21 protein-coding genes are annotated in these 24,824 nt (G+C 40.6%); 1 reads left to right on the forward strand and 20 read right to left on the reverse strand.

The window, feature by feature from the left end; all coding sequences use genetic code 11:
• Nucleotides 1-6: 6 nt before the first annotated feature.
• The 18 genes from MKZ10_RS16645 to MKZ10_RS16730 form a co-directional block, all read right to left on the reverse strand.
• Nucleotides 7-975 carry an aromatic acid exporter family protein gene (locus tag MKZ10_RS16645; protein WP_342506070.1) on the reverse strand — a complete coding sequence of 323 codons (969 nt, stop codon included), beginning with the start codon at nt 973-975 and terminating at the stop codon, nt 7-9.
• Nucleotides 976-1,139: 164 nt separating this feature from the next.
• Nucleotides 1,140-1,724: a methyltransferase domain-containing protein gene (locus MKZ10_RS16650; RefSeq protein ID WP_342506072.1), complete on the reverse strand. Its 585-nt coding sequence runs from the start codon at nt 1,722-1,724 to the stop codon at nt 1,140-1,142.
• A gap of 97 nt (nt 1,725-1,821) precedes the next feature.
• Nucleotides 1,822-2,742, reverse strand: a complete 921-nt coding sequence (locus MKZ10_RS16655) for an NAD(P)/FAD-dependent oxidoreductase (protein ID WP_342506075.1) — start codon at nt 2,740-2,742, stop codon at nt 1,822-1,824.
• Between the two features lie 97 nt (nt 2,743-2,839).
• Nucleotides 2,840-3,262, reverse strand: coding sequence for an Rrf2 family transcriptional regulator (locus MKZ10_RS16660; RefSeq protein WP_342506077.1), 423 nt, complete (start codon nt 3,260-3,262; stop codon nt 2,840-2,842).
• Between the two features lie 171 nt (nt 3,263-3,433).
• Nucleotides 3,434-4,213, reverse strand: coding sequence for an aspartate dehydrogenase (gene nadX / locus MKZ10_RS16665; RefSeq protein ID WP_342506079.1), 780 nt, complete (start codon nt 4,211-4,213; stop codon nt 3,434-3,436).
• A 275-nt stretch (nt 4,214-4,488) separates the two neighbouring features.
• Nucleotides 4,489-5,667 (reverse strand): Xaa-Pro peptidase family protein, encoded by a 1,179-nt coding sequence (locus MKZ10_RS16670; RefSeq protein ID WP_342506081.1) that lies wholly within the window; start codon nt 5,665-5,667, stop codon nt 4,489-4,491.
• The gene (locus tag MKZ10_RS16675) at nt 5,664-6,668 is read right to left on the reverse strand and encodes a dipeptide ABC transporter ATP-binding protein (RefSeq protein ID WP_342506083.1); all 1,005 of its coding nucleotides are present in this window, start codon (nt 6,666-6,668) and stop codon (nt 5,664-5,666) included. Before MKZ10_RS16675 ends, MKZ10_RS16670 begins: the two co-directional genes overlap by 4 nt.
• Before the next feature lies 1 nt (nt 6,669).
• The gene (locus MKZ10_RS16680; protein ID WP_342506085.1) at nt 6,670-7,659 is read right to left on the reverse strand and encodes an ABC transporter ATP-binding protein; all 990 of its coding nucleotides are present in this window, start codon (nt 7,657-7,659) and stop codon (nt 6,670-6,672) included.
• A gap of 21 nt (nt 7,660-7,680) precedes the next feature.
• On the reverse strand, nt 7,681-8,982 hold the full coding sequence (locus MKZ10_RS16685) for an aspartate aminotransferase family protein (RefSeq protein ID WP_342506086.1): 1,302 nt from the start codon (nt 8,980-8,982) through the stop codon (nt 7,681-7,683).
• Between the two features lie 11 nt (nt 8,983-8,993).
• Nucleotides 8,994-10,193, reverse strand: coding sequence for a hypothetical protein (locus tag MKZ10_RS16690; protein ID WP_342506088.1), 1,200 nt, complete (start codon nt 10,191-10,193; stop codon nt 8,994-8,996).
• Nucleotides 10,190-11,119: a succinylglutamate desuccinylase/aspartoacylase family protein gene (locus MKZ10_RS16695; RefSeq protein ID WP_342506089.1), complete on the reverse strand. Its 930-nt coding sequence runs from the start codon at nt 11,117-11,119 to the stop codon at nt 10,190-10,192. Before MKZ10_RS16695 ends, MKZ10_RS16690 begins: the two co-directional genes overlap by 4 nt.
• 15 nt (nt 11,120-11,134) lie before the next feature.
• A complete protein-coding gene (gene nikC / locus MKZ10_RS16700; RefSeq protein ID WP_342506091.1) occupies nt 11,135-12,034 on the reverse strand; it encodes a nickel transporter permease in 900 nt (299 codons plus the stop codon).
• 14 nt (nt 12,035-12,048) lie between these two features.
• The gene (locus MKZ10_RS16705; RefSeq protein ID WP_342506093.1) at nt 12,049-13,029 is read right to left on the reverse strand and encodes an ABC transporter permease; all 981 of its coding nucleotides are present in this window, start codon (nt 13,027-13,029) and stop codon (nt 12,049-12,051) included.
• 55 nt (nt 13,030-13,084) lie between these two features.
• Entirely contained in the window at nt 13,085-14,680 is a 1,596-nt protein-coding gene (locus MKZ10_RS16710) for an ABC transporter substrate-binding protein (protein WP_342506095.1), read from the reverse strand.
• A 21-nt stretch (nt 14,681-14,701) separates the two neighbouring features.
• Nucleotides 14,702-15,793 carry a Xaa-Pro peptidase family protein gene (locus MKZ10_RS16715; protein WP_342506097.1) on the reverse strand — a complete coding sequence of 364 codons (1,092 nt, stop codon included), beginning with the start codon at nt 15,791-15,793 and terminating at the stop codon, nt 14,702-14,704.
• 176 nt (nt 15,794-15,969) lie between these two features.
• Nucleotides 15,970-16,296, reverse strand: a complete 327-nt coding sequence (locus tag MKZ10_RS16720) for a DUF3870 domain-containing protein (protein ID WP_342506099.1) — start codon at nt 16,294-16,296, stop codon at nt 15,970-15,972.
• A gap of 462 nt (nt 16,297-16,758) precedes the next feature.
• Nucleotides 16,759-21,261, reverse strand: a complete 4,503-nt coding sequence (locus MKZ10_RS16725) for an endonuclease (protein WP_342506101.1) — start codon at nt 21,259-21,261, stop codon at nt 16,759-16,761.
• A 468-nt stretch (nt 21,262-21,729) separates the two neighbouring features.
• On the reverse strand, nt 21,730-22,578 hold the full coding sequence (locus MKZ10_RS16730) for a pyridoxamine kinase (protein ID WP_342506103.1): 849 nt from the start codon (nt 22,576-22,578) through the stop codon (nt 21,730-21,732).
• 369 nt (nt 22,579-22,947) lie between these two features.
• Between MKZ10_RS16730 and MKZ10_RS16735 the strand changes: the two genes are divergently transcribed.
• Complete coding sequence (locus MKZ10_RS16735; protein WP_342506105.1) at nt 22,948-23,496, forward strand: ECF transporter S component; 549 nt, start codon at nt 22,948-22,950, stop codon at nt 23,494-23,496.
• A 433-nt stretch (nt 23,497-23,929) separates the two neighbouring features.
• Here the strand turns inward: MKZ10_RS16735 and MKZ10_RS16740 are convergent, their stop codons facing one another.
• Nucleotides 23,930-24,079: a hypothetical protein gene (locus MKZ10_RS16740; protein WP_342506107.1), complete on the reverse strand. Its 150-nt coding sequence runs from the start codon at nt 24,077-24,079 to the stop codon at nt 23,930-23,932.
• Nucleotides 24,080-24,242: 163 nt separating this feature from the next.
• Nucleotides 24,243-24,722: a nucleoside deaminase gene (locus tag MKZ10_RS16745; protein WP_342506108.1), complete on the reverse strand. Its 480-nt coding sequence runs from the start codon at nt 24,720-24,722 to the stop codon at nt 24,243-24,245.
• Between the last annotated feature and the right edge of the window lie 102 nt (nt 24,723-24,824).

Raw genomic sequence — 24,824 nt, forward strand, 5'->3', positions numbered from 1 at the left:
ACACTTTCACGATCGACTTCTTTTCGAAAAAAGTTTTTTCTTTATGTTTAAGTAGTTTTCCATTTCAAAAATCAAATAAAATAGATTCGCCCGTACTTCAAATTCTTCTCTTGTTTTTGGCAACTCCATCTCACGGATCAAATCATTTAATTCCTCTAACTTATGTAATGAAATATCCGTTGTATCTCCCGAATGAACGTTTCTACTTAAATTCTCCAGGAACTCTGCAAACATTTCTTTCTGTTTGACGTCTGGGCTGGATGAAGAGAAAATAGCAATGATTTTCACCATATGTTTTAGGAGTTCCAGCTGATCCTCTCGCATCTCCAGATAATAATAATCTTTATTTTGTTTTCGCAATAGATTATTTTCTAAATCTTGAATGGCAATACTTTTGGATTGATTAATCAAATCTTCGACTTCAAGTATTTCTTTTCCTCCCCAGTTTCGCATACTGTCCCTTAAATGAGCAGAGAATTCAAAGAGAATAACTTCGAACTTTTGTTCAATTTCCTTCTTAAAAATTTCAATATCTCGCTTGTAATTTGGCATGAAACTATTGACGAGAAGAGCAATTCCCATACCGATGAAAATAATATAAAGTTCGTTCAGAAACATCGTCCAGTTAGCTTCCTTTACCGTATAAACATGTAATACGACAACCATACTTGTGACAAAACCAGCCTGGATGCAGACTCTTACAAGGAGTGGAACAAATAATAAAATAAATAAGGCAAAGACAATGGGATTATAACCTACTACTTCAAATAACAAAGCACCTAGAATCAATGCTAAAAGAGAGGCAAAGAATTTATCCTTCATTGTAATTAATGTTTTTTTCTTCGTTTTCTCGATACACATAATCACAATAATTGCTGCAAATGTTGCAAATTCCAAATCCAATAAACTTGCAATCCAAATGGCCAACCCTGCTCCTACAGCAGTTTTTATCGTCCGATAGCCCATACCAACCATGGAAGCACCATCCTACTATTTTCTATGTAACCGATTGTATACCTCTAGTCTAACACGTAGATAGTGAATCATGATATCTACGTGTTAGATTCGGGTATTCCCCTCCGCCTTCCCTATGGGCTTTTCTACAGTACACCAGCCTAGAGTGGGCATTATTTGTTTCATTAGCCTTGTTTTTGGGCAATAATCATATACAAATCCTCATTTGCTACTTTGATAGCAGGGAATATTTTTTCTATAATGTCGAATCCCGCATTGCGTAGCTCTTGTTCCATGACAGATGAATGTACCCTTGGACCTGAAGATGCTTCTTTTTTCTCAAATTCTACACATAAAAAGGTTCCATTTTTCGTCATGACTCTATTTATTTCTTTCAATGCATCAGACAAAGGATTTACTTCATGTAATGAGATGGACGCTAATGCTATTTCAGTTGTGTTGTCCTCCAGTGGAATATGAGCAAAACTGGCTTCTAACGTTTTAACATTCGTTAGTTTTTCGAGCTGAGCTTTTGAATCCAAATAGTTCAGTATATCTCCATCTAAATCCAGTGCATACACAACACCATCAGTTTGTTTAGCTGCCGGGAGTGTCAAATAACCTGTTCCTGCACCTAAGTCTAAGATATTGTCAGCCCTCTTTATTGAAATCAATTTCAATACATCTTCTGCTGGAAAGTTATTTTTTCTTTCGGCATTTTCAAGTCTATTGATTTTTCTTGTTAAGTTATCTTGATTATTTTTTGTCATCTTCGCATACTTCCTTTTTTGATTTATTTTGGTCTTTTCTATAATCAATTATGGCCTATCCTGATTGCGTCTGAATTTTCAATTGCGATTGAGTAAGTTAAAATCTCTCCTCTATTAAATCTGTATTTACCGCTACCGCTGCTTTATTTCCTTCTGCAGCTGTCAGCAGCAATGAGGAGGGTGCTGTTTGGGTATTCTCTCCGGCAACATAAATGCTTTTCTGTGTGGTACGGGTAAAACCATCTGTGACGATTTCACCATTTTTCTGTATATCACAGCCAAGGCTTTCTGCAAATTGATTGGGACGATAATGTGATGATACGATAAATCCACCTTTTCTATTGATTTCAAGCCCTGAAGCAAATACTACTTTTTCTAGGTATCCTTCCTCGCCAACTAATCTCTCTATCGATTCAGTAATGACGGTAATTCCTTTTTCCTTCAAATCACTTTCAATATGTGGAGCTATTTGATAGCCATTAGTTGCTACGACTAAATCTCTAGACCAATGTTGAATTTTTTTCCCCATATGATAGGCTGCCTCTTCATTTTCCGCAATAACAATTAGTGGTTGATCTCTTAATTCCCATCCATCACAATACGGGCAGCTAAACAAGCTTTTGCCATAATACTGGCCGATTTCTGGAATCTGTGGGTGGTTCTCTTGTATCCCTGTAGCTAAAATGATTTTCTCCGCAAAGTATTCATGCCCTTCAGATGTCACAATCTTAAATCGTTCGTCAGTTGTTTGTCGTGTAACCTGTAAAACAGTTTCTTTAAAAAAATGAACAGAAGGATATTTTTCCAAATCCGCCAATGCCAGATTTCTAAATTCTTCGGGCCTCACACCATCCCGTGTTAGAAAACCATGTGTTTCCTGTGTAACTCTATTTCTATTTGTCCCATTATCAAATAAGGCGACACTTCTTCGTGATCTTCCCAGTATTAAGCTCGCACTTAACCCTGAAGGTCCAGCACCTAAAATCGCACAATCAAATACCTTTTCCACTACTATCATCCTCCCATCTCGAATTCGCCAAAAATATCTCTTCGTTTCATCACACCTATAACAGACCCCTAATATCTGCAATTAAATGAAATAAAAGCGATGGAGGTCATAAGCCTCCATCTTTTAATTTATAAAACTGCGCTGATTCCTTAACAAGATCAGAAATCTTTTGTTGTCGCAATTCCTCTTCCATTTTTTCTTCCGCCGACATCATTACTTTTTGAATGAGACAATCGGGATTACCGTTCAAACAACCGTCGAATAAAGACGCCGACCCTTCAATCGCATGAATGACGTCAAGAAATGAAATGTTTTCCCAGTCCGGCGTTAGCTTATACCCACCATTGGCTCCTGGGGAAGATTCAATCATTCTTGCCTTGACCAACCTCGTTAGAATTTTAGACAAATAGGATGGTGAGATCCTTTGTTGTTCTGCCAGCTGCTGCACACTAATCCGTTGATTTGGAGAAGTAACTGCAAGATAACCCATGATGTGAAGAGCATAGTTTGTCGCTTTAGAATATTTCATACGCCTTAACCTCCATTAGGGACCTTCAATATCTATAATAAGTCCGGTAATGTCATTTTGTCAAACTTTTATGTTTGGTCGTTTGAATGGTTAATCACAATAAGGTGATTTTATTCTCAACTCGTATTCTGTTAAGCTTCGCGCACGGACTCCCTACAATGCTACAAATGGCTAATTTCCGATTTTCATTTTCCGATTTACTCTTTCTAATGTCCCTACAATACTCATCGCTGCTAAATAGCTCGTCTTTGGGTTTTCCGGAAGTGAATGATTGGTAATCGTAAATGTAGCCTCTCCAAAATCGCCGAGGACTTCCACCTGATGTATATTCTTATCACTATGTGGATCAGCTACGAGGCACACGCTCGTCTTTTCAATCCCGATTCCAGCCAATGAAAGGACAATGGCGACATTCATGTTTTTCGGGAATTGCTTAATTGCATCGACTGCTTTACCTTCAAATACAATCTCCGCTTCATCGATTTCCTTATCAATCAGTGAGCTGGCAGGTTTTCGGGTTGTCAACGAAACACTTGTCACCGTACCAAGAGCGTGTGCATTTTGCAATAAATCCAAACCGCCGATTGCACCAGAAGGCAAATGCACGGAGGACTTGTACTCATTAGCAAGAGCGCTTACTTCCATCAACAATGCTTCATCCGCAAGCGCCCCAACACTGATGATCACGACATCCTTTGCCTTTATCACAGATGGCAGCAAGCTTTTCACCGCCTGGATATTTGCTGCTTCCACAACCATATCAATTTCCGAATCAAGAAATTCTTTGAGATCCGTATACAATGACACACCAAACTCTGACTCCAACAGCTGATATTTTTCTCTGCTCCGTACCAAAACACTTTTAATTCGTAAAGTTTCATGCTGATTATGATTTAATTCTTCCAGTAAAAAATGAGCAATTGCCCCCGCACCAATTAAACCAATATTCATCGTTATCCTCCTCAAAATAGTAGGTAGTGCTTTCATTATACAGGATTTTGTGAGGTGATTTTTTTGTCATTTTACACGTAGGAAAGTAAGGGCTTTAAAAAGAACACACGTTACCCGGCACCACACACTAAATAGACAACCATCGGAACGCTAACATTCCAATGGCTGTCTATATATTTTTTATTTTATTGACCAAAAATAGGCGGGAGTTAGGCATTGACACCATTCATGCCCTTAGAATTGTGGCAGTGCCTGGCACCGCTCCCCCTGGAGACTCAACAAATTAACTCATCTATTTCTCGCGGGTAGGTCGTTAAAACTTCACTACCGTTTTCAGTCACCACTAGGGTTTCTGAGTGTCTAAATCCGCCCAAACCTTCAACATAAATACCTGGTTCAATTGAAAAAATCATATTTTCTTCAATGATCGTGTGATCGCCTAAATCCAAAAATGGACCTTCATGATTAAGTAAACCAAGGGAATGTCCAGTATGATGTCTTGTTAAATGCGTCACATTCTGTTCACGGAAATAGGCTTGTACTTGTTCCTCGACAGAAGAGCAGGTTACACCCGGCTTAATGGCTTTAAAAGCAATTTCTTGAGCTTCATACATGATTTGAAAATACTGTTGTTGCTCTTTTGTATATTCATTCACAAACATCGTTCGTTCCAACTCGCTATGATACCCCCAAATCGCTGCATCCGCGCCTGTCACTAACGTATCACCGTTTCTTAACGTCAAATTTGACGTGACGGCATGTGGGAATGCGGACATAGGTCCAATTTGGCCTCTAAATACAATATAAGCTGTTGGCCCATGAGGAAGAAATTCAGGTCCTAATGCCTGAAGCATCGCCTCTGTCGCCTCGATGGAAGCCCTATTGGTGATTTCAATTTCATTTGCTCCATCTTTAGAGTATTTTTGCAATAACTCATGGGTTAATGTGGTCCACTTAATAGACTCTTTAATTAAAGCAATTTCATTATCCGATTTCACATATCTCATTTCTTCAAGAACCCTGCTGACCGATTGCCAGGAGTAATCTGCAAGTAAATCTGTCAAGCTTGGTCCGTGATAACCACTTGGCGATCCGTAGCCATTGCTATCAAATCCAAAAGTTTTTATCCCCTTATTTTGCTCAAGAAATAGCTCTTTCAAATAAAGCATCGGGTGCTTTAAACCAGGATATTCCGGATAAGATTTTACATGGTCAACGAGTGCAAAGGCCTCGGCATGTTCCAATTCCAAACGCGGGACAAGCAAAGTAAAACGAGCATCTTCATTTACAATAAGCGCAATCGGCCGTTCGGAAGTCCAAAAGTGAAAACCCGTCAAATAAAAAATATTGACATTTGAAAACAACACAGCTCCTTCAACATTTTGAGACTTAATTTTCTCAATAAACCGCTTCTGCCTTTGATGCAATTCACTTTTCGGTATCGATAAAATCACTGGAGTTCCTCCTTATCTGTTGTGTATAAATGACACGCCACATACTGATCCGGTTCCGATTCAAGTAGTTCAGGAATGTCTACTTTGCAACGATCCATGGCAAATGGGCATCGCGTATGAAACGAGCAACCTGAAGGAGGATTCGCGGGATTTGGTACATCACCTTTTAAAATAATCCGTTCTTTTTTAGCTTTTGGGTCAACCTCGGGAACTGCTGAAATGAGTGCCTGCGTATAGGGATGCAATGCATTTTTAAATAGGTTTTCAGTTGTCGATATTTCCACAACTTTCCCCAAATACATCACAAGAACCCGGTCTGAAATATGCTGAACGACGGACAAATCATGGGTAATAAACAAATAAGTCAAGCCAAATTCATCTTGTAAATCTTTTAATAAGTTAATGACTTGTGCCTGGACAGAAATATCTAATGCCGAAACAGGCTCATCTGCAACAATCACCCTCGGATTTAGAACAAGCGCCCGAGCAATTCCAATCCGCTGGCGCTGTCCCCCGCTAAATTCATGTGGATATCGCTCGGCATACGTTTCATTTAAGCCAACCGCATTTAACAAGTCAGTGATTTTTTCTTTTCGTTCTTTTTTACTTCCAATTTTATGAACTTTTAACGGTTCCAGCAAAGTTCTCCCGATCGTCCATTTCGGATTCAAACTTGCATAAGGATCTTGAAATACCATTTGAATGTCTCTTCTAACCTTTTTGAGCTCTTTACCAGTTAGAGAATCAATTCTTCTTCCATCCATTTCAATAGTACCTTCTGTTTTCTGTAAAAGTTGAATGATCACCCGAGCCATTGTCGATTTCCCACAACCGCTCTCTCCAACAATGCCTAAAGTTTCTCCTTTAAACACTTCAAAACTTACACCGTCCACTGCCCTTACCGCTGTGCTTCCCTTCGATAAGACCTTATTTTTGATTGGAAAATGCTTCTTTAAATCGGTTACCTGCAGTATGACTTCTTTGGTTCCTCCTTTTGTCATCTTAAACGACTCCTTCTTTTTCAAACAACCAGCACGCCACTTCACTTTCAGTATTCCTCACGAAAGTCGGAGGCTGTTGCTCCCTGCATTTATCCATTGCAAAAGGGCATCTATCTGCAAATCGGCAACCCTTTCCCCAAAGTTTAGGGGGTGGAACTTGACCGGATATATAGGGAAGTCTTGACTGCGGGGTTGCATTTTTAGGCAACGAGGCTAGCAATCCTTTTGTGTAGGGATGCTGTGGGTTCTCCAAGACATTTTCCACATTTCCACTTTCCACAATTCGCCCCGCATACATGACCAAAACTCTTTCACAAGCTTCAGATACCACACCCAAATCATGTGTAATTAAGATCATTGCCATATTACTTTTTTGTTGCAATTCTTTTAGTAATTCTAGGATTTGAGCTTGAATTGTAACATCCAAAGCCGTCGTTGGCTCATCCGCAATCAATACTTTTGGTCGACAAGCAATCGCTATTGCGATCATGACTCTTTGCCTCATACCCCCAGACAATTGGTGTGGATAACTGTTCGCAATTTCTTCGGCTCTTCCGATTCCCACCTGCTCAAGCAGATTAATAATCACCGAATATCTCTGTGCTTTACTCAGTGTTCCATGAATTTTAAGCGATTCCCCAATTTGATCTCCTACCTTATAAACAGGATTTAAAGAGGTCATCGGCTCTTGGAAAATCATTGATATATCCTTGCCCCTGATTTTCCGAAACTCTTTATTGCTTAACTTACCAAGATCCATATCATCGAACAGAATCGAATCCGCCGTTACTTCGCCAGGCGGCTTGACCAGTCCCATAATCGAGAGGGATGTTAGGCTTTTCCCACATCCCGATTCTCCAACAATTCCAAGCGTTTCCCCCTCATAAACTTCAAAGGAAATATTATCTACGGTTACAGTCAATTCTTTTTTATTTCTAAAACTTGTAGATAAATTCTTAACGTCTAATATTTTTCGTTTCAAATTTATCACTCCTTGAACGCAAGATTGTTTTTATAGTAGGGCATCCAAACTGCTGTCCATCAACTTCACAAGAACATTTATTTCCTGATCACCATGCGCTAAGGAAATAGCATGATGCAGTAAATAATTTCCTGAACAAAATACACCTTTTTCTCCAAGTGCTGCTGTAAATTTTTGATAAGCATCCTTATTCGCAACCGCGGCTTCTCTATAGTTTCTTGGTGCTTTTTCAGAGAAGTACCAATGGAAATGGCCACCTTTACCAACCATATTCGCTGCTATATTTTTATTTTTTGCACTCTCATTAAATTTACTAATGAGTGTTTCAGTCCGTGCATCCAACACTTGCAGTACATTCTTCTTCTCATATACCTCCATGAAAGCCAGTGAGGCTGCCATGGAAACTTGGTGTCCATTATACGTTCCTACGAATGAACAAGAACCCGGTCCAGGGGCAGATTTACCCATAACTTCTGCTTTCCCTGCCACCGCTGCTAAAGGATAGCCATTACTGATTGCCTTACCGAAAGTGGACAAGTCGGGTGTTACTCCGTAACGAAGTTGTGCTCCGCCTTTCGATTCTCTAAAGCCCGTTAATAATTCATCGAAAACTAAAGCGATATTATACGTTGTGCATAAATCCCTGAGTGCCTGTAAATATGCTTTATCCGCGGGAATATAGCCAATGTCAATCATTGTAGGCTCGATAATTAAAGCCGCTATCCGATGATGGTTTTCTGCAAGTAATTTTTCCGTCACTTCAATATTGTTGAATGGAAGGACAAGCGTACTTTCTACGGAAGCTTGATCTAAGCCAAGTGAACCCGGTAGAGATTTGGGATTTGTTTCATCTCCCGCAATATCCAACGGTGGCCAAGTGCTTACGTTAACAGCGTCATGCCAACCATTATATGCACCTTCAATTACTGCAATGTTTGTCTTTCCTGTATACGTGCGTGCAATCCTTATAGCATGCATGACAGCTTCCGTGCCTGTATTTGTATATTTAACTTGATCGGCCGTTGTCACTAGGTCCAAAAATTTCTTAGCTGTTTTCACGCTGATTTCCGTTTCCACTCCTGTAACAATACCCGACTTCAAGTAATCTCCTAGTAAATCATTAAAATCTTTATTCGCATGGCCCAAAATGACAGCACCATTTCCCATAATAATGTCCAAATACTTATTATCATCAACGTCAGTCATATAAGCGCCGTTTGCAGTTTTAAAGTAAATTGGATGCGGTTGGCGAAATCTACTATTTGAATGAACTCCTCCTGGTACAAACGTCTTAATATCGTTATATATCTTTTCTGAGTTTATTAGTTTCATTACAATTCTCCTCATCTAAACAATTTTAATTCATCTGTCGTCAGCATATTATGATACAAAAATTCAAAGTATCTTTGTTTTTGCTCATTACTAATTTGCTTAAAAGATTCACGCACACCCTCATATCCTCGGAAATAAGAATAGATAAAAGGTCCACGAAGTGGATGTTTGATAAACCTCATTCTTGATTCAATCCACTCTTCTTGTCCAAAAGCAAAGTTACGTAGAAAACTAGCAACTTCAGTTGGGTCCTTCTGTAATTCATTCAATTGATACGAAGAGTTCATGCCTGCAACAGACTTAATCGTCTGTACAATCTCCCCGATTTCATCATTGATTGTATGGTTCCAGTCAATAAAATCCATACCATTATCACCGATGCCTTCAAAAATTGGACTGGATGCCGTATTTGTTATGACTAACGCAGCGTCTGCAGGAACATTTCCTTTTAAATACTGGGATTCTCTTATATGCATATGTGTTGTATGACCTGGAAACACCTCATGTGTAGCTAAGTGCTTTAAAGATTCATATGTGTATTCCAAATCGCCGTTAATAATCATTGTTTCATTGACATAATCGCAATAGGCACTGTAGGGGACATCGTGAACAATTTTCACCTTCACTTGAACACTTTCCACTTCGGGAAACATCTTCTCCATTACATCTACCTTCGCCATTTCCAATAATGTATTTAAAGTCGATTCGATTTCTTCTGTAGGAATGAGTCGATCTTGTTTCCACTTCATATAATTCGAGTGGACATCTTCCGTAAGACCAATCTTTTTAAATTTTTCCTGTAGGGTAAAATGCAATAACCCGGCTTGCGTGGTTGTCCAAGGATTTTCATTGACGTATAGAAACTCCCTGACCTGCCTACGAAAATCAAATTTTTCATTACTTGACCATTTGACTAAGCTAATTAGGCTATTGATCTGCTTCATCATATAGAAGCTTCTTATTTCACTGTTTAGTTTTTTATATTCATTTTTTAATTCTTCCAAGTCAAAAATAATTTCCGCTGTATTAGAATAGACCTTCGGTGTGATTGTCGTTAAATTAATGGGAACTAGACCTTCATCATTCAATACCGCGTCTGTTCCACTTGTATTGTTCGCTTTAAAATAATCATCCAATCCCTGAACAATACGGACATACCTTTCACTGGCAATGAAATCCGATGATTCATATTTAATAAGCGGCATACTCATGCTTTTGGCTCCGCTGTTTCCAAATTACCGATCATATAGCCATAATCTCCAGGATTTACTTTGCCAATCAGCCCTCTCATTAGAACAACGATATTTCTTTCATATGGGGTTTTTATGGTTTCAATTAAGTCAAATGTTTTCGGATTATATATATTACAAAGAACTTGCTGTCCTTTAATTTCCTGACCAACTGCTTCAAAATCAAATTCAGGCACCAGCATTCCTCCATTTTTCGGGCGAATAATTGTAATTTCTGAAAGGACAACCTGATCCTCTCTCTTCTCAGCTGTGCCTGGAATCATCTGAAGATGTTTGAGGCAATTCACAATTCCTTGCACGCCTCTTTCAACATGCTCGTTATAATTCGGTCCACCACCAATTTCAACGGTTACGCTCGGAACACCTTTAGCCACTGTGTATGTTGCCGTTGTCCCCTCATAAATATCTGTCGGACGATAAAGAAGAGGAAAGTTAAACGCTCTCGATAACGCTTCATCGTTTTGAATATATACGTAATCGACAATCGGAACGGCTCCACCTGCATGTAGATCAATGTAGTGATCTACTTTGTCCAAAAAGTTCTTCGTAATACTATGTGCTAGGATTTCACTTGACCACCCATCTTCTTTACCTGGGAATAGTCGATTTAAATTATTCATATCTAGTGGCGTATTTCTTGTTAACGATTCAAAAGCTAATGAATTGGCTACGGGTAATAACATAATTGTGCCGCTTAACTCGGACTCATCTATTTGATTATAAATTCGTCTAATAATCTCAGCGCCAATGATTTCATCCCCATGTATAACTGCTGAAATTCCTAAAACCGGACCTGGCTTCTCTCCAACGATTGTATGGATCGGCAATGTCACTTTCTCGCCATTCGATAAATGTGTTACGAAAATTTCCTCGTATGTTCTTCCCATGTTCAACTTCCTCTCTTATCTTCTTTTTAATTTCGTATCAGTTAGATCTCTAATTCCATCACCTAATAAATTAAACCCAAGAACCGTAATCATAATAGCTATTCCAGGGTATAAGGACAGGTGAAAAGACTCTCGAATATATTTCATTCCAAAAGCTAAGGTCCATCCCCAACTGGCTTCCGGAGGTTGAATTCCCAACCCTAGAAAGCTCAGGGTTGCTTCTGCGACAATTGCTACCCCTAGACCGAGTGTGGCAATTACAATAATTGGGGCAATGCTATTTGGTAATATATTAAAAAATATGATTCTAAAATCGGATGAACCGATTGTTTTGGCAGCTTGAATGTACTCTTCTTCCTTTATGGACAACACATTGGCTCGGACCACTCGTGCATAATTCGTCCAATAAACCAAACCAAGTGCAATAATCACATTTCCGATTCCCGGACCCAACGATGCGACTAAAGCAATTGCCAATAAAACAACTGGAAAAGACAAGAAAATATCAACAATTCTCATAATTATAGTGTCAATAAGCCCACCATAATACCCGGCAATCAAACCAAGTGTGACGCCGATCACCATTGAAATAAGAACGGAAGTAATCCCCACTTCCAAAGAAACCCTCGCTCCGTAGATCAATCTTGTGAATAGGTCTCTGCCATACTGATCAGTCCCTAAAAAGTGACCACCTTCACCCGGCTTCAATAAGCCATTTCTCATATTCATTTCGTATGGATCATGCGTAGATAGAAACGGGGCAAATACCGCACAAATCACTACCAATACAACAATGATGCCGCCAAAAAAAGCAGACTTACTTTGCCATAAAAGACCCATTTTCATAAAAAGAAAACGTCCATTCATTTTTTGAGGTTTCGTATCCTCTAATTCTATTTTGTTGTTTGCTTCCATCTCCATCTCACCTACTATTGCTGGATTTTCGGATTTATTAGAGAGTAAAGAATATCAACTAGCAAGTTTATCAATGCAAACACCAATGCGATTGCTAATACGGTTCCTTGTACTAACGGAAAATCCCTTTGACTGATCGCCGTAATAACGAGCCTTCCAATACCCGGCCATGCAAATACGGTTTCAGTAACAATTGCCCCGCCCAACAAGTTTCCAAATTGAAGGCCAACAATCGTTACAATCGGGATCAATGCATTTCTAAAAGCATGTTTGACAATAATAAAGAAGTTTTTTACGCCTTTTGCCTCTGCAGTTCGAATATAATCTTCCTTTAAAACTTCAAGCATGGATGATCGTACCATCCTTGTAATAAAGGCCGCACTCATTAATCCTAAGGCTAAGGCAGGCATCAAAATATGCTTTAGACTTTCGACCAAATAATATAAATTGCCTGTTTTGATGGTCTGTATCATGGAAGACCATAATGGTTCCCCGCGTCCAAATGATGGTAAAACATTTAGTTCAACAGAGAAAAATAAAATCATCAATAAACCTAGCCAAAACACTGGGATAGATACGCCCAATTGAGCAAAAAACATACTAATGTAATCTACCCATGAAAATTGTTTAACCGCCGATATGATCCCTATTGGAATCGCAATGATTAGGGCAATGACCAAGGCAACAACTGCAAGTTCCAATGTAGCTGGCAAATGACCTAATACGATATCAATGACTGGCATATGTTGAAAAATTGATACTCCTAAATCACCTTTCAGAAGATTGAGTAAAAAAACACCTAATTGAACTAAAAAGGGTTTGTTCAGCCCCATTTGTTCTCTGAATCTGTCCACTTCATCTGCAGAAGCATCCTGACCTAATAGGGTCATTGCCGGATCACCGGGAATTAAATACAAGAGTAAAAAAACAAGTACGGAAATCCCCAGCAACACTGGGATAAGCTGCAATATTCTTTTCAAGATAAAGGTAGCCATTGTATCACTCCTAATGCGGGGAAAGGAAGACCCTTCCCCCGATTAACTATCATGATTATTTTGTTAGTACTGCATCTTTCAATCCGTAAAAACTACCATTGGAATACGTTTCAAAACCTTCTAAGTTTTTGTTATACATCGCGACATATCCTTGGTATAAAAGGACGTTATATCCCACTTCTTCGGTAACAATTTGTGCAATCTCTTTATAAATTTCTTTACGCTCATCTTGTTCCAATGAAGCACGTCCAGCTGCAAGAAGCTCGTCCACTTTCGGGTTATTATATTTACCGTAGTTACTACCACTACCAGAGTAAAATTGGTTATAAGTTGCTCGGTCCGGGTCAAACAGATTCAACCAACCGAGTAAGGCAATATCAAAATTGCCTTCCATCATATTTGCGCTAAAAGTCGGCCACTCATTTGTTAGAACTTCTACCTTAACGCCATTTTTTTCAAATTCATTTTGTAAATATTCAACGGTTTGAATTCTGTTCGGATCTTCACTATGTGTAGAGAGCGTAATCTCAAATCGTTTACCATCTTTATCGTAAAAACCATCACCGTCCGTATCTTCCCATCCCGCTTCGTTAAACAATTCTTTTGATTTTTCAGAATTATATTCAAAGACAGGTACATCTTCTGTATACGCCCAAGAAGCTGGGAGTAATGGAGATAGTGCCGGAGTATCCATCGAACGATAAATATCTTTCGAAATGACTTCTTTATTTATGATATGTGAAATGGCTTGTCTTACTTTCACATCTGAAGTCCACTCGCCTTGCATATTGAAGTTCAAATACGTATAGCCAAGTCCTTCCATTTCTACTACTTCAAACTTGTCATTCCCTTTCACTCTTTCAATATCTTGAGGGGATAGCGGAGAGTGAACAAGATCAATATCTCCCGACTCTAATGAGGCTACCCGTGTTGTATTATCAGGAATAATAAAGTAAGTAATTTTTTCTGTTTTACTTTTTCCTCCCCAATATGATTCATTTGCTTCAAAAGCAATTTTACTGTTTTTATCCCACTTCACCATCTTATACGGGCCCGTTCCTACTGGGGTTCCAGCTAAACTATTGTCATCTTTTTCACCGATATGTTTTGGAACAATTCCTAAATCCAAGTAACTTAGTAAAGGTGCATAGGGTTGTTTTAAGTTAAATTGCACTGTATGCTCATCAACTACTTCGATAGATTCAATCGGTTCATATAGTACGAGAAAAGGCGCCTGAAATTCTGGGTCTAACACTTTATCGAATGTGTACTTTACATCTTCTGCAGTGAATGGTTCACCATCGTGGAATGTGACATCTTTTCTTAAGTTGAAAATCCATGTCGTTGCATCTGGATTGCTCCATTCCTCCGCTAATGATGGTTGAGGCTCTAGGCTGTTCGACAACCTAACCAATCCATCATATACAAGCTCATTCACTCTTTTCCCACTTGAATCATTTGCAAGTCTAGGATCCATCGTCCCCGCATCTACATCCAATCCTATTTTAATTTCATTTTTATATTCCGAATTCGCACTACCACCTTTACCTTGATCGCCCGGCTCCTCTGAACTGTAACTGCAACCTGAAAGTACTAGGATTGAAATAAATGTCGCAACGAGCAACAAACTAATTTTCTTTTTCTTCAGCATGTTTTCTCCTCCTATTTTCCCTTATTGAAACTCTAGTGTTACAAGCTCTTTTGGTGATTTGTTTAAATTTTCACAGCCTGTTTCAGTGACACAAACTACATCTTCAAGCCGAATGCCAAACTCCCCTTCGAAATACAGTCCAGGCCCTATCGTAACAACCATCCCCTCCTTTAATGTTTCTTTGTTCTCTTTGTTGATAAATGGATATTCATACGCCTCGAGACCAATCCCGTGACCCGTCGCATGTATGAAGTACTGCGCGAGCCCTCTTTTCTCTAGACGATTCCTAATGAACAAGTCAATTTCCCTCAACTCAATACCAGGCTTCATTATTTCCAAGACATCATTTTGAACTTCTTTCAAACTATCGTAGTGAGATAGGAACTTGCCATGCAACTTTGAAAAGGAGAACATTCTTGTCATATCTGAACAGTAATTGTTGTACTTCCCTCCCATATCGATTAAAAGAGGCTGATGCTCCTCAATGAATTTATCACCTGCTCGATGATGTGGATTCGCTGTATTGTTACCGCTCGCAATGATGGGTAAAAAAGTTAAATCATGTACACCCGAACTCTCATAAAAACTTCGGATTGTCTTGACAACCTCCCTTTCGGTTGTCGGGAAATGTTGCAACTGCCCAATTTGATGCATGACGGAATCTGTAATTCTAGAAGATTGACGTAAAATATTTATTTCTTCAATTCCCTTTATTTCTCGTTGCCTTTCAATACAATCCGATAGCCTAATTTTTAAATCATCTCTTTTAGAAGTGATTTGCAAGAAGGTCGCTATATTTAGGTGCTTGTCAATACCTACACGACTACTCATAGGGATTAAAGCAAGTACTCTTTCAAGTGGATTTTCTCCATCTTTGTAGTAGTGAACTTTTTCATTACTGATCTGTCCAATCTGATCTGAAAATATCTCGTTGAGTACAATATGCCTATCGCCGCTTGCTGTTACGACAGCAACTCCCAATCGATCCCCAGTAATTAAGGTATGTCCAAACAGATATTGAATATTTGCATTTGAACTTACGATGAGTACATCAAAACCGGAGTCATTCATCCTTTGAAATGTTCCTTTTAGTCTACTTTGTAAATTCTCCATCGAATTCCTCCCAATAAAAAAGCAGAACCAAAAAATGCCTTTTCGCATTTTTTAGTTCCGCTAGGATTTAAAATTTGTATGTTGTTAAGAAGGGACTCTCCTCAACAAAACTTCAAGCTCGCGCAACAGAATATTCTATTAATTTAGACTATACTTCAATGTTTTACATCCGTCAACTACTTTTTCATGCTTGTATAAATTAAATATTGATTGTAAGCATCTTTTATTGCCATAACAATCGCCTTTTTCCCTAAACCAAAGTATCTACTTTCAAATATTTCTACCTGTTCTTCAATTCCTTGAGCAAGGCTATGGCCCTCAAAAATAGAATTTAGAAAGTCTGTGCACATATTTGTTATAAACGTACTTGACGTCTTTATTATTTCATCTGTACTTGGATCCACCTCAAAGCCAACACCCATAACACCATACAAATTTTTCGCTGCCATACCATCTGGTAACCGGGAATATCCCGTGCAAATAATTGTATCGCTTTTCCCCATAAGATTTTCCCTCCTATCCATTAATCGAGCGATATGAACAGATTAACCTTGAGCACATTATAACATTTTCAAATAACCCTTTAAAAGTATTTAATTATAGATGCCACTATACCACTTAATAATTATTCCTTCTAGTCTCGAACGAAAAAAACAATCATGAAATGGACAGATTTCAAAATCCATATAAACCATTATTCACTATATCTTTTTGATATTTTCCTGTCTTCATATTCATGCCTAATTATCTCAACTTTCGCCCCAATAAAATAGCATAATTAGTGGCCTATAATGGATTTATGGCCTATTTAGTAAATCGTTTGACAAGGCGCCGAAACGTCGCATTCTTCGCACAGAGTGTTGCTTTCTTTCGTAAAAACATTACTTTTTCCGCGCATTGAAGAACAACACCAAAAACCCCGTTTTCATCCAAACCTCGGATGAAAACGGGTTTCTAGTTAACTATCAAGAAGCTTCTCTCATATCCCCCACTGTCTCCCAAATCAGTTCCACCCATTCTGGATGGTCGATGAATGGGTTGCGGTTGCCTTGCCATTCTTCGATGACGTTGTTGCGGTTACGTTCGAAATCATCGACTGGATCTTCGGCATGCCATTCAAGCAGGACTGACAGTTTTCCATGGTATGGGGCGCTGCCGTTGTTGAGTTTTTCATTCAACTCAAGGTCGACACGGTCACCGGTTTCATAACGAGTCGCCATGTAAAATAACATTCTGGCTACGTCACCTTTTACGCGATCAGGTGGTTCCCATGAGTTGGCGGTTTTGAAACAGCCGTCACAGCCTCTCACTGTACTGCCACCGTTGTCAAAATCGAGGTTGCCTCTGGCGCTGTTCACTTGGACGTCGGTCGGACGGAGGTGATGGATGTCCGTTCCGGGTCCTTTCGATGTGCCGAAGTTGCCATGTGATTTCGCCCAAGTGTGTTCGCGGTTCCAGTCGCCTACGTTGCCGCCATTCCGGGCTTTGGAGCGTGATTCGGCGGAGTAGAGCAGGATGACATTGTCCGGATTGTTCGGATCTTCGTCCGTTTTCCTTAGCGCATCCCATACTTCAGCGTAGGACAGTTGTTTGTGATCGGAAATGATGTCGTGAAGAGCGGCTTTCAAAGCCAACCCTTCTTTGCCGATTGCGTTTTTGTAGTAGCCATCAGCGGGAATTTCTTCAGCTGTAACTATTACAGAGAAGCTCATTGTGACCGTTTTTCCGCCGTCATTCGCTGTGATACCGACGATATGGTTTCCATTCCCAAGTTTCAACGTCAGCACGCCTGTTGTCGGATTGACTGTACCTTTTGTCGACGTAAACGTCAGTTTATCACCATCCGGATCGGAGAAATGTTCCGTTAGTGCAACGGAAATAATTTCTCCTTCCTTAACGATTTGATTGCCAATCGCTTTCGTGATGACAGGCGCTTTGTTTTCCTCTACTGTCGGAACGCCGATACGTTTGCCTTTTGAATTGTAAAACTCGATAGCTTCTGGTTTTGCACCATTGATGAACTCGATGCTTTGAATGTTTTCAGCACCGCGAATTTGAAGTGGATGCTTGCCATCGACGAGGATATCACCCATGACAGTTCCTTTCATATCCACGATTAACCCTTTTTTCTTCGGCTGAAGGATGACTCTATTCGTTTTAAAGCCTTCACCGCTTAATTCCGCATAGTCGCCTTTCAATAGGACGCCTTCCGTCAATTTCGATTTGGCATCCATCTTCACGGCAACGCTCGGCTCAGCGATATTCAATTTCTTCTTTTTAAAATTAACTAAATCATAAACCTTTTTCACTTTGATTGGTTCCCAAACGACAGGCACTTCAAATCCGATTTGAACGAGAACCGGGTCATGGTCACTCGCACGACCGGCCATATCTGTAAAGTCAGCATTGACATGAAGGATGTCAATTTCTGTTTGATCGACTAAGTGATTGGATACAAGAATATGGTCCAATACTTGTGAATTCCCTTGATAGACATATGTGTAACGATCGATTTCGTCCACTTGGTTAATTAGATTCGTCATCAAGTTACCTTCGTGGATTTTCAAGCTGTCGGCAAACTGGAAGTCGTTGAAATCCCCAACTGAGACGATATGTGCTTCTGGATTTTTCGTGTTGATGTCATTAACGAAATCATAAACAATCGACGCAATTTGTTTGCGCTGCACCTCGCTACCATACAAAGGCGGCTGCGTGGAGCCGAACAATGGCGTATCACCCGATTTGGAATTCCAATGGTTAGCAATGACGATGACGCTTTCTCCTTGGAAATCGAATTGTGCCGCCAACGGTTTTCGGCTACTGTTGAATGCCGGATGATTCGGATCAATACGACCTGGATTATGGGTCAACTTCCCATTTTCATAGCCGACAGCTGTTGTTGCATCCCCTTGCGGAATCCCTTCTGTCAACGTCACACGGTCCGGATTGTACAAGAAACCGACACGAATATTGGCATTCGGCGCACCGCCGTCTTGATTGTTCGCCGGATCGATATTGACATATTCATACTGCACGCCGCCCGCTTTGACGATTTCAGCAATCAAACGCTCATAGCTTTCATTAGCCTTAGAATCGCCCGCATCCTCGCCGTTATTATCCTGGACTTCCGTCACTCCTACGATATCGGGGCTTTGCATATCCTGGGCGAAAGCTCTCGCCAATTTACGCGCTTTATCCGCGGACGTTGACTTCGTGTTGTTCGAGAAATTTTCCAAGTTATACGAAGCGATTGTTAACTTGTCTGCCTCTTTCACGATCGTCGTTTGTTCAGGTGTCGCGTTCCCCTTTGAATGAGCAGTTTGCATGTCATCCAGTGACACATAGATTTTATAATTTTGGAATGAGTACCCGACGACTCCCGTAATCGAACCTTCGAAGGTATCACCCGTTGCCACCTCGAAATCCCGTGCTGGACCATTCGGCTCTAAACGAAACTGGACACGATTAGCATTCTGATTGTCTTTTTCTAACAATAAACCACCGTGCAATGTATTCGTCGATGCGCTTTCCAGCACGGTGACCAAGTCTCCATGTTCTTGCGGCGCTACCGCTTTCACATTGCCAACTTGTACACGCATACCCTCCAAGCTCTCCCAGAAATCAATGGCGTCAACTTCAGGATTGAATACGCTCAATTGGTCGCTATCGATATGGGTTGTTGGTATCATTTTTTCATCAAGAAGTATGGGCTCTGGCAATGCCACGCCTCTTTCAAGGACTGTCACTTTGCCGCCTTGATCATCCCGGACATTGATTTGCGTCACTTTCATATCGGTCTGTTGACGATCCGCAAATCCGTCGATGGCATACTCGCTCACTTTCCCCGTAACAGACACGAGATCGCCGATTTGGATTGGCCAAGCATTGCGACCGCTATACAGAATAATTCCTTCCGACGTATGTGGATTGCCATCTGTTAGTGCATCCGGTGTTTGGATATGGTAATACGTCGCTCCATTTAACGTGAATGTATAGGTGACAATTCCCTCAATCCCTTCAACGGTTTGATTGTCAAAAGGTGAGGCATGGCCTTCTCCTTGGATATCATGGATTTGAAGGCTTTCGGCAATCACATACTGATTCGTGGATACTTCACTCGCTTGTCCATCTACCGTTAGGACGACCGCTTTCAACGTCGTATCTTTCGCAATATAGATTGGTGTTTCGTAAAGGATTCCATTTTCAATTGGATCCGTTCCATCCAATGTGTAGCGAATTTCCGCGTCAGCAGTCGTTGTGGATAGCGTCACCGTCGTGCTGCCGACAAACGTGCCGCCCGCGGGATTCGCGGAAACAGGTTGTAATATGGATGAATCCACAACAATATCTTGCGATGAACGCGGAATAATTTGATAATCCGCATCGAATTGCTGCACAATTCCAGTGATGGATTCATACATCGTGCCGACCGCTAAGTCGAGCCCATTTGTTTCATCACGGACGATAAAGTCCGTCGCTGTGTAGTTGGCCCAGCCTGTACCTGATTGCATGTCAGTCAGTTCAACGTTTTGTACTGTGACAAGCTGCGATTCGTTCTCTTCCGCAACTTCTGCGGCTGCGATTACTTTTGGAGAAGGTTCTCCAACGTTTTCAGTTTTCGCCTGGATCGTTGCACCGTCTAATTGAAGTAACCCGCGATAATCGGCGAGCGTTCCGGTTAACGTCACTTCATCCCCAATCGCCGCATCTAAACTCGTCGGACGTACCGCAATGCCGCCTGTCTCATCCTGCACGGAAATCGTATTTTTCAACGTCGCGGCGACCCGTCCTTGAATCGTCACCGTTTCCCCAACATTCATGGAACGTGCCTCTGCGATGGAAATGACATCCGCCGGTTCACCAGGTTCCTCAGGCAAATCGCCCACATCATGGGACCCTAAATAATCGAACGTGTCTTTTGGATAAACGACCCATTCCGCATCACGATTGTACACATCAAATGGATTCAAATCGCCCGTAGAAATGGCGCCATTGCGGACCAACGTCACATCCGTCCCCCAGTTACTCCGCACCCCAACTTGTCCAAAAGAATCGATTACCTCACCCGACTTCTTCAGCACAAGCGCGTCATCACCGTTGAAATTAATAACACTCGAATTCTCCAGATTTCCCTTTTCTTTAATTGTCTCACTCGCATCTCGGTGATGAATCACATACGTCTCTCCACTCGCCAAAGTGCCCGATAAAGCAAACGTCGAAGTCGCCGCCGTCGCTCCATTCGCATATAACTCCAACGTATAGTCACTTAAATCAACCGCAGCCTCCGAACCATTAAAAAGCTCAAGCGCCTTATTAAAACTACTTCCCTCTACATACTCCGAAATCAACAAATCCCGTGAAGCTGTCTCCGCATATGACGTCGCTGGTAAAGCCGGAACGAGCAAACTCGCTACCAAACCAACTGACAAAAAACCATTCAAACGCTTCTTCCATTTTCCTTTACGCATTGCATGAATTCCCCTCTCCAATTATAGATTGTCTTGAATCCACTCCATTATTCGTAAAGAAAATCGCTTCCCTTCTCGTGATAGTTTGATAGTAATTGTTTCCATTCCATCGTATCACCGTCACTAGTCGAAAACTATGCGACTTTTTGTAGTATTCCGTAAATTATTCGTAAAGCTTTTCACATGTTTTTTTAGTGAGAGGGGTATGTAATAAGTTCGAGGGGATTTACGTAGTTTTGTAAAAATGAAGTACGTAGGTACTGTGGGAAAATAGTAGTAGCCGCCTATAATTCTATAAAATTTAGAATGAAAAAAGGATATTGCCCAGGAGTTAACCCGTTCAATATCCCTATCCCTTAATAGGCGTGTGGGAATAAAAAGAAGCGCCCACTGTTTATCGAATGATAAGACTTGAAATACCCCTTGGAAAAAGAACATACAGTGCCTGCGAACAACTCACTTAGATCACTAAAGCAGCATTCGCAAAAACTGTTCGAAATTCACGCCCGCCTCGCTCGGAATTTGCTCTTTCGATGTCGCTTCAATCGCAGCAGCTAAAAACGTCTCCGCAAGCTTCATCGATTCTACTAAATCCTGCCCGCGCATCATCCCACCCATGATGACAGAGGCAAACAAATCACCCGTTCCCGAATAACTCTCACCATTATAGTCACGGATACTCGTAAATGAACGATTTGCATCGACAAACATATTGCCTACATAGCGCTTGTTCGGAACAGCTGGTGGCGGATTCAAACCAGTAATAATGACGTTTGCACCAGTTGCCTGCTGTAATTGGTGACCGGCCGCCTCTAGTGTCTGCATATAATCTAATTCGTCATGATAGCTCTGTAATTTCTCAAACGACAAACCTGTAAGCAAGCAGCACTCTGTCACATTTGGCGTAATAATATCTGCACTCTTCACGAGTTCCTTCATCCGATCCAGTAAATTGCCCGTAAACATTTTATACACTTCACCCATATCCCCCATCACAGGATCCACAAGCAGTGTCGTTTCTTTTGAATAAAACACATTCAAAAACTGAAATATATTATCAATTTGCTCTTGTCCTGTCACAAAGCCTGTATGAATACCATCAAAGGTTGCACCCAGCTTGCTCCACTCATCCACAAAGAAATCCATTTTTGACGTTAAATCCTCACAATAAAAGCTCGAATACCCTGTTTGCGCCGTAAAAATCGCAGTTGGCAACGGCACTGCCTGAACACCCATCACTGACAGCACAGGTATTGCAGCTGTTAACGAGCATTTTCCAAAGGATGACATATCTTGGATTACAGCAACTTTCTTCATCGTACTCTCCACCTACCTAATCCTCACTTGTATTCTCTTCATCGTATCATAAGTACGCAACCGCAGAAATACACTCACTTGTAGTAGAGCTATTAAAATTACCATATATTGAACGAATGATTCTATACAATCTCCAGCGAAGGCGCCTAACTGGGGTCGCCGAAGCAAAAAGACTGACAGCGGTTTTCTGTCAGGCTTATTGCGGGAGGCATCCCCAAGCGCCAAGCGTTATTGGCAGGATTCTCTATTCCAATAAATTATAAAACAATCTGACCTCTAACAATTTTACTAAATTGACACTTTTACAATGGTCAGCCTTTTGCTAAAGTTAAAACTATCAAAGAATTCTTTATAGTGAGGATGATCAACATGCAAAATATACAAAATCAGCCCTATACAAAAACACGCACGAAAACTTTTGATTTAGTCATAACCGCATTTTTAGCAGCACTTATTTTCGTAGCAACACTGATCAATATTAAGCTACCAATCGGGCAAGGCGGACTCATTCACTTAGGAACATCTATGCTTTTCATGGCAGCGATTTTATTCGGACCTAAAAAAGGGGCACTTGCTGGAGCAATTGGAATGGGCTTATTCGATATCTTAGGTGGCTGGGCTATTTGGGCACCAACGACAATCATCGCTCGAGCTTTACAAGGCTTCATCGTCGGAAAAATCGCCTGGTCGAATGGGCGACGAGGCGACAACATTAGATTTAATATTTTAGCGGCCATTCTCTCAATGCCTTTGATGATGGCGGTATACTATATCGGGCAAGGAATCATGTACAATAACTGGGTCGCACCATTGGCGTCCATTCCAGGTGACATGATCCAAAACGTTGTCGGTTTGCTGATCGCAATTCCAGTATGTATCGTGCTGAAAAAAACACCTTATTTCAAAAGGAAGTTTTGATAGGTATAAAACCACTGAATGATAACAGGTTCTATGACACAAGGAGGAATGGCAAGGAGCCATCCCTAGTGTCCCTTGTATTCTTGAAATCAAGCTGTCTAGGCATATAGTGAATAGAATGAAAAAAGGTCGCCCGATGTTAGCGCATCGAACGACCAGCTGTAATAGCGGTTCCCTACAAAGGGATTAGCGTCTATAAGGTGAGATAACCCATCCGTAATGAGGCCTTAACTCAAGGATGGGTTGTTTTTTATGGTCAATATAGTTGGTACTATAAAAGCAAATTCTTCTTTCCTTGGAGAAAGCCGTCAATCAAATAAACAGATTTAGTTTTAAATAAAGTCCGTCAGTTCAGTGTTTACGAAATTTAAAATGATTTCCCATAACCAATTTAAGCAATTTCAAAACTTAATTCACGAGATATATCTTCCTTTTATTTATCTGTTTGTTTTTGCTTCTTTTTCAAATACTCCGTACGTATTTTTTCTAGTTGCTGTTTTTCATCAAATTTGGCAGGCTTGAGTTTTTCATGATACTTTGTCACAGCCATCTTACCTTTGCTATCCAATTGATATTTTCCCACTTTGTTCACCTACTTTTCTTGTCTTAAAGAGAATCTATTCACCAAATATAATATACCCTATTTTACTGTAGTAAATCTCTTTACTTTATTAGCGTACTGCCTAACCTTGCATATATCAGTAAAAACTTAGTAACTTCACGATTGGAATGAGCGATTCCAATCATTATTTCCCTTCATGCAACTGCCGATGTAACTGCCGTACTTGTTCTGCAAGCCTTGGAACCGGGCCATCTACCTCTATATCTCGAATAACTTCTTGAATCGGTAAATTACGAACGCGGGATGCAGGGACTCCCATTTCTTGTAGCCACTCAGCGAGTTGGGTAGAAGAACTCGCATACACAATACGGCCTAATCCCACCCAACCATGGGCTGCCGCACACATCGGACAATGTTCGCCAGATGTATAGACCGTTGCTTGGCTCCTTTCCAAAGGTGTCATATTTTCAGCAGCCCAACGTGCGATAGCAAATTCAGGATGTTGGGTATAATCTCCGCCTGAAACACGATTATGATCTTCTTTGAGCACATCCCCGCTAGCTGAAACAAGAATTGAACCAAATGGCTCGTCTCCTATATCTAATGCGTGCTTTGCAAGTTCTATACAGCGCTCTAAATGCTTGAGATCTGTCTCATTAATCATTGAGAATTCGCTCCTTTGGATTTATATCAACACTAAATTGAACAACATTTATAAGATTTTCACTTTATATTCAACCGCTTTTTCATAAACAAGCGTATTGAA

Origin of the sequence: Sporosarcina sp. FSL K6-2383 (assembly GCF_038618305.1) — a bacterium.
In the GTDB taxonomy this organism is placed as follows: Bacteria; Bacillota; Bacilli; order Bacillales_A; family Planococcaceae; genus Sporosarcina.

Bases quoted from the DNA above. Each gene is read 5' to 3' on its own strand.
- MKZ10_RS16645 (WP_342506070.1), bottom strand. From the start codon at position 975: ATGGTTGGTATGGGCTATCGGACGATAAAAACTGCTGTAGGAGCAGGG.
- MKZ10_RS16650 (WP_342506072.1), bottom strand. From the start codon at position 1,724: ATGACAAAAAATAATCAAGATAACTTAACAAGAAAAATCAATAGACTT.
- MKZ10_RS16655 (WP_342506075.1), bottom strand. From the start codon at position 2,742: ATGATAGTAGTGGAAAAGGTATTTGATTGTGCGATTTTAGGTGCTGGA.
- MKZ10_RS16660 (WP_342506077.1), bottom strand. From the start codon at position 3,262: ATGAAATATTCTAAAGCGACAAACTATGCTCTTCACATCATGGGTTAT.
- nadX (WP_342506079.1), bottom strand. From the start codon at position 4,213: ATGAATATTGGTTTAATTGGTGCGGGGGCAATTGCTCATTTTTTACTG.
- MKZ10_RS16675 (WP_342506083.1), bottom strand. From the start codon at position 6,668: ATGACAAAAGGAGGAACCAAAGAAGTCATACTGCAGGTAACCGATTTA.
- MKZ10_RS16685 (WP_342506086.1), bottom strand. From the start codon at position 8,982: ATGAAACTAATAAACTCAGAAAAGATATATAACGATATTAAGACGTTT.
- MKZ10_RS16690 (WP_342506088.1), bottom strand. From the start codon at position 10,193: ATGAGTATGCCGCTTATTAAATATGAATCATCGGATTTCATTGCCAGT.
- MKZ10_RS16695 (WP_342506089.1), bottom strand. From the start codon at position 11,119: ATGGGAAGAACATACGAGGAAATTTTCGTAACACATTTATCGAATGGC.
- nikC (WP_342506091.1), bottom strand. From the start codon at position 12,034: ATGGAAGCAAACAACAAAATAGAATTAGAGGATACGAAACCTCAAAAA.
- MKZ10_RS16705 (WP_342506093.1), bottom strand. From the start codon at position 13,029: ATGGCTACCTTTATCTTGAAAAGAATATTGCAGCTTATCCCAGTGTTG.
- MKZ10_RS16710 (WP_342506095.1), bottom strand. From the start codon at position 14,680: ATGCTGAAGAAAAAGAAAATTAGTTTGTTGCTCGTTGCGACATTTATT.
- MKZ10_RS16715 (WP_342506097.1), bottom strand. From the start codon at position 15,793: ATGGAGAATTTACAAAGTAGACTAAAAGGAACATTTCAAAGGATGAAT.
- MKZ10_RS16720 (WP_342506099.1), bottom strand. From the start codon at position 16,296: ATGGGGAAAAGCGATACAATTATTTGCACGGGATATTCCCGGTTACCA.
- MKZ10_RS16725 (WP_342506101.1), bottom strand. From the start codon at position 21,261: ATGCGTAAAGGAAAATGGAAGAAGCGTTTGAATGGTTTTTTGTCAGTT.
- MKZ10_RS16730 (WP_342506103.1), bottom strand. From the start codon at position 22,578: ATGAAGAAAGTTGCTGTAATCCAAGATATGTCATCCTTTGGAAAATGC.
- MKZ10_RS16735 (WP_342506105.1), top strand. From the start codon at position 22,948: ATGCAAAATATACAAAATCAGCCCTATACAAAAACACGCACGAAAACT.
- MKZ10_RS16745 (WP_342506108.1), bottom strand. From the start codon at position 24,722: ATGATTAATGAGACAGATCTCAAGCATTTAGAGCGCTGTATAGAACTT.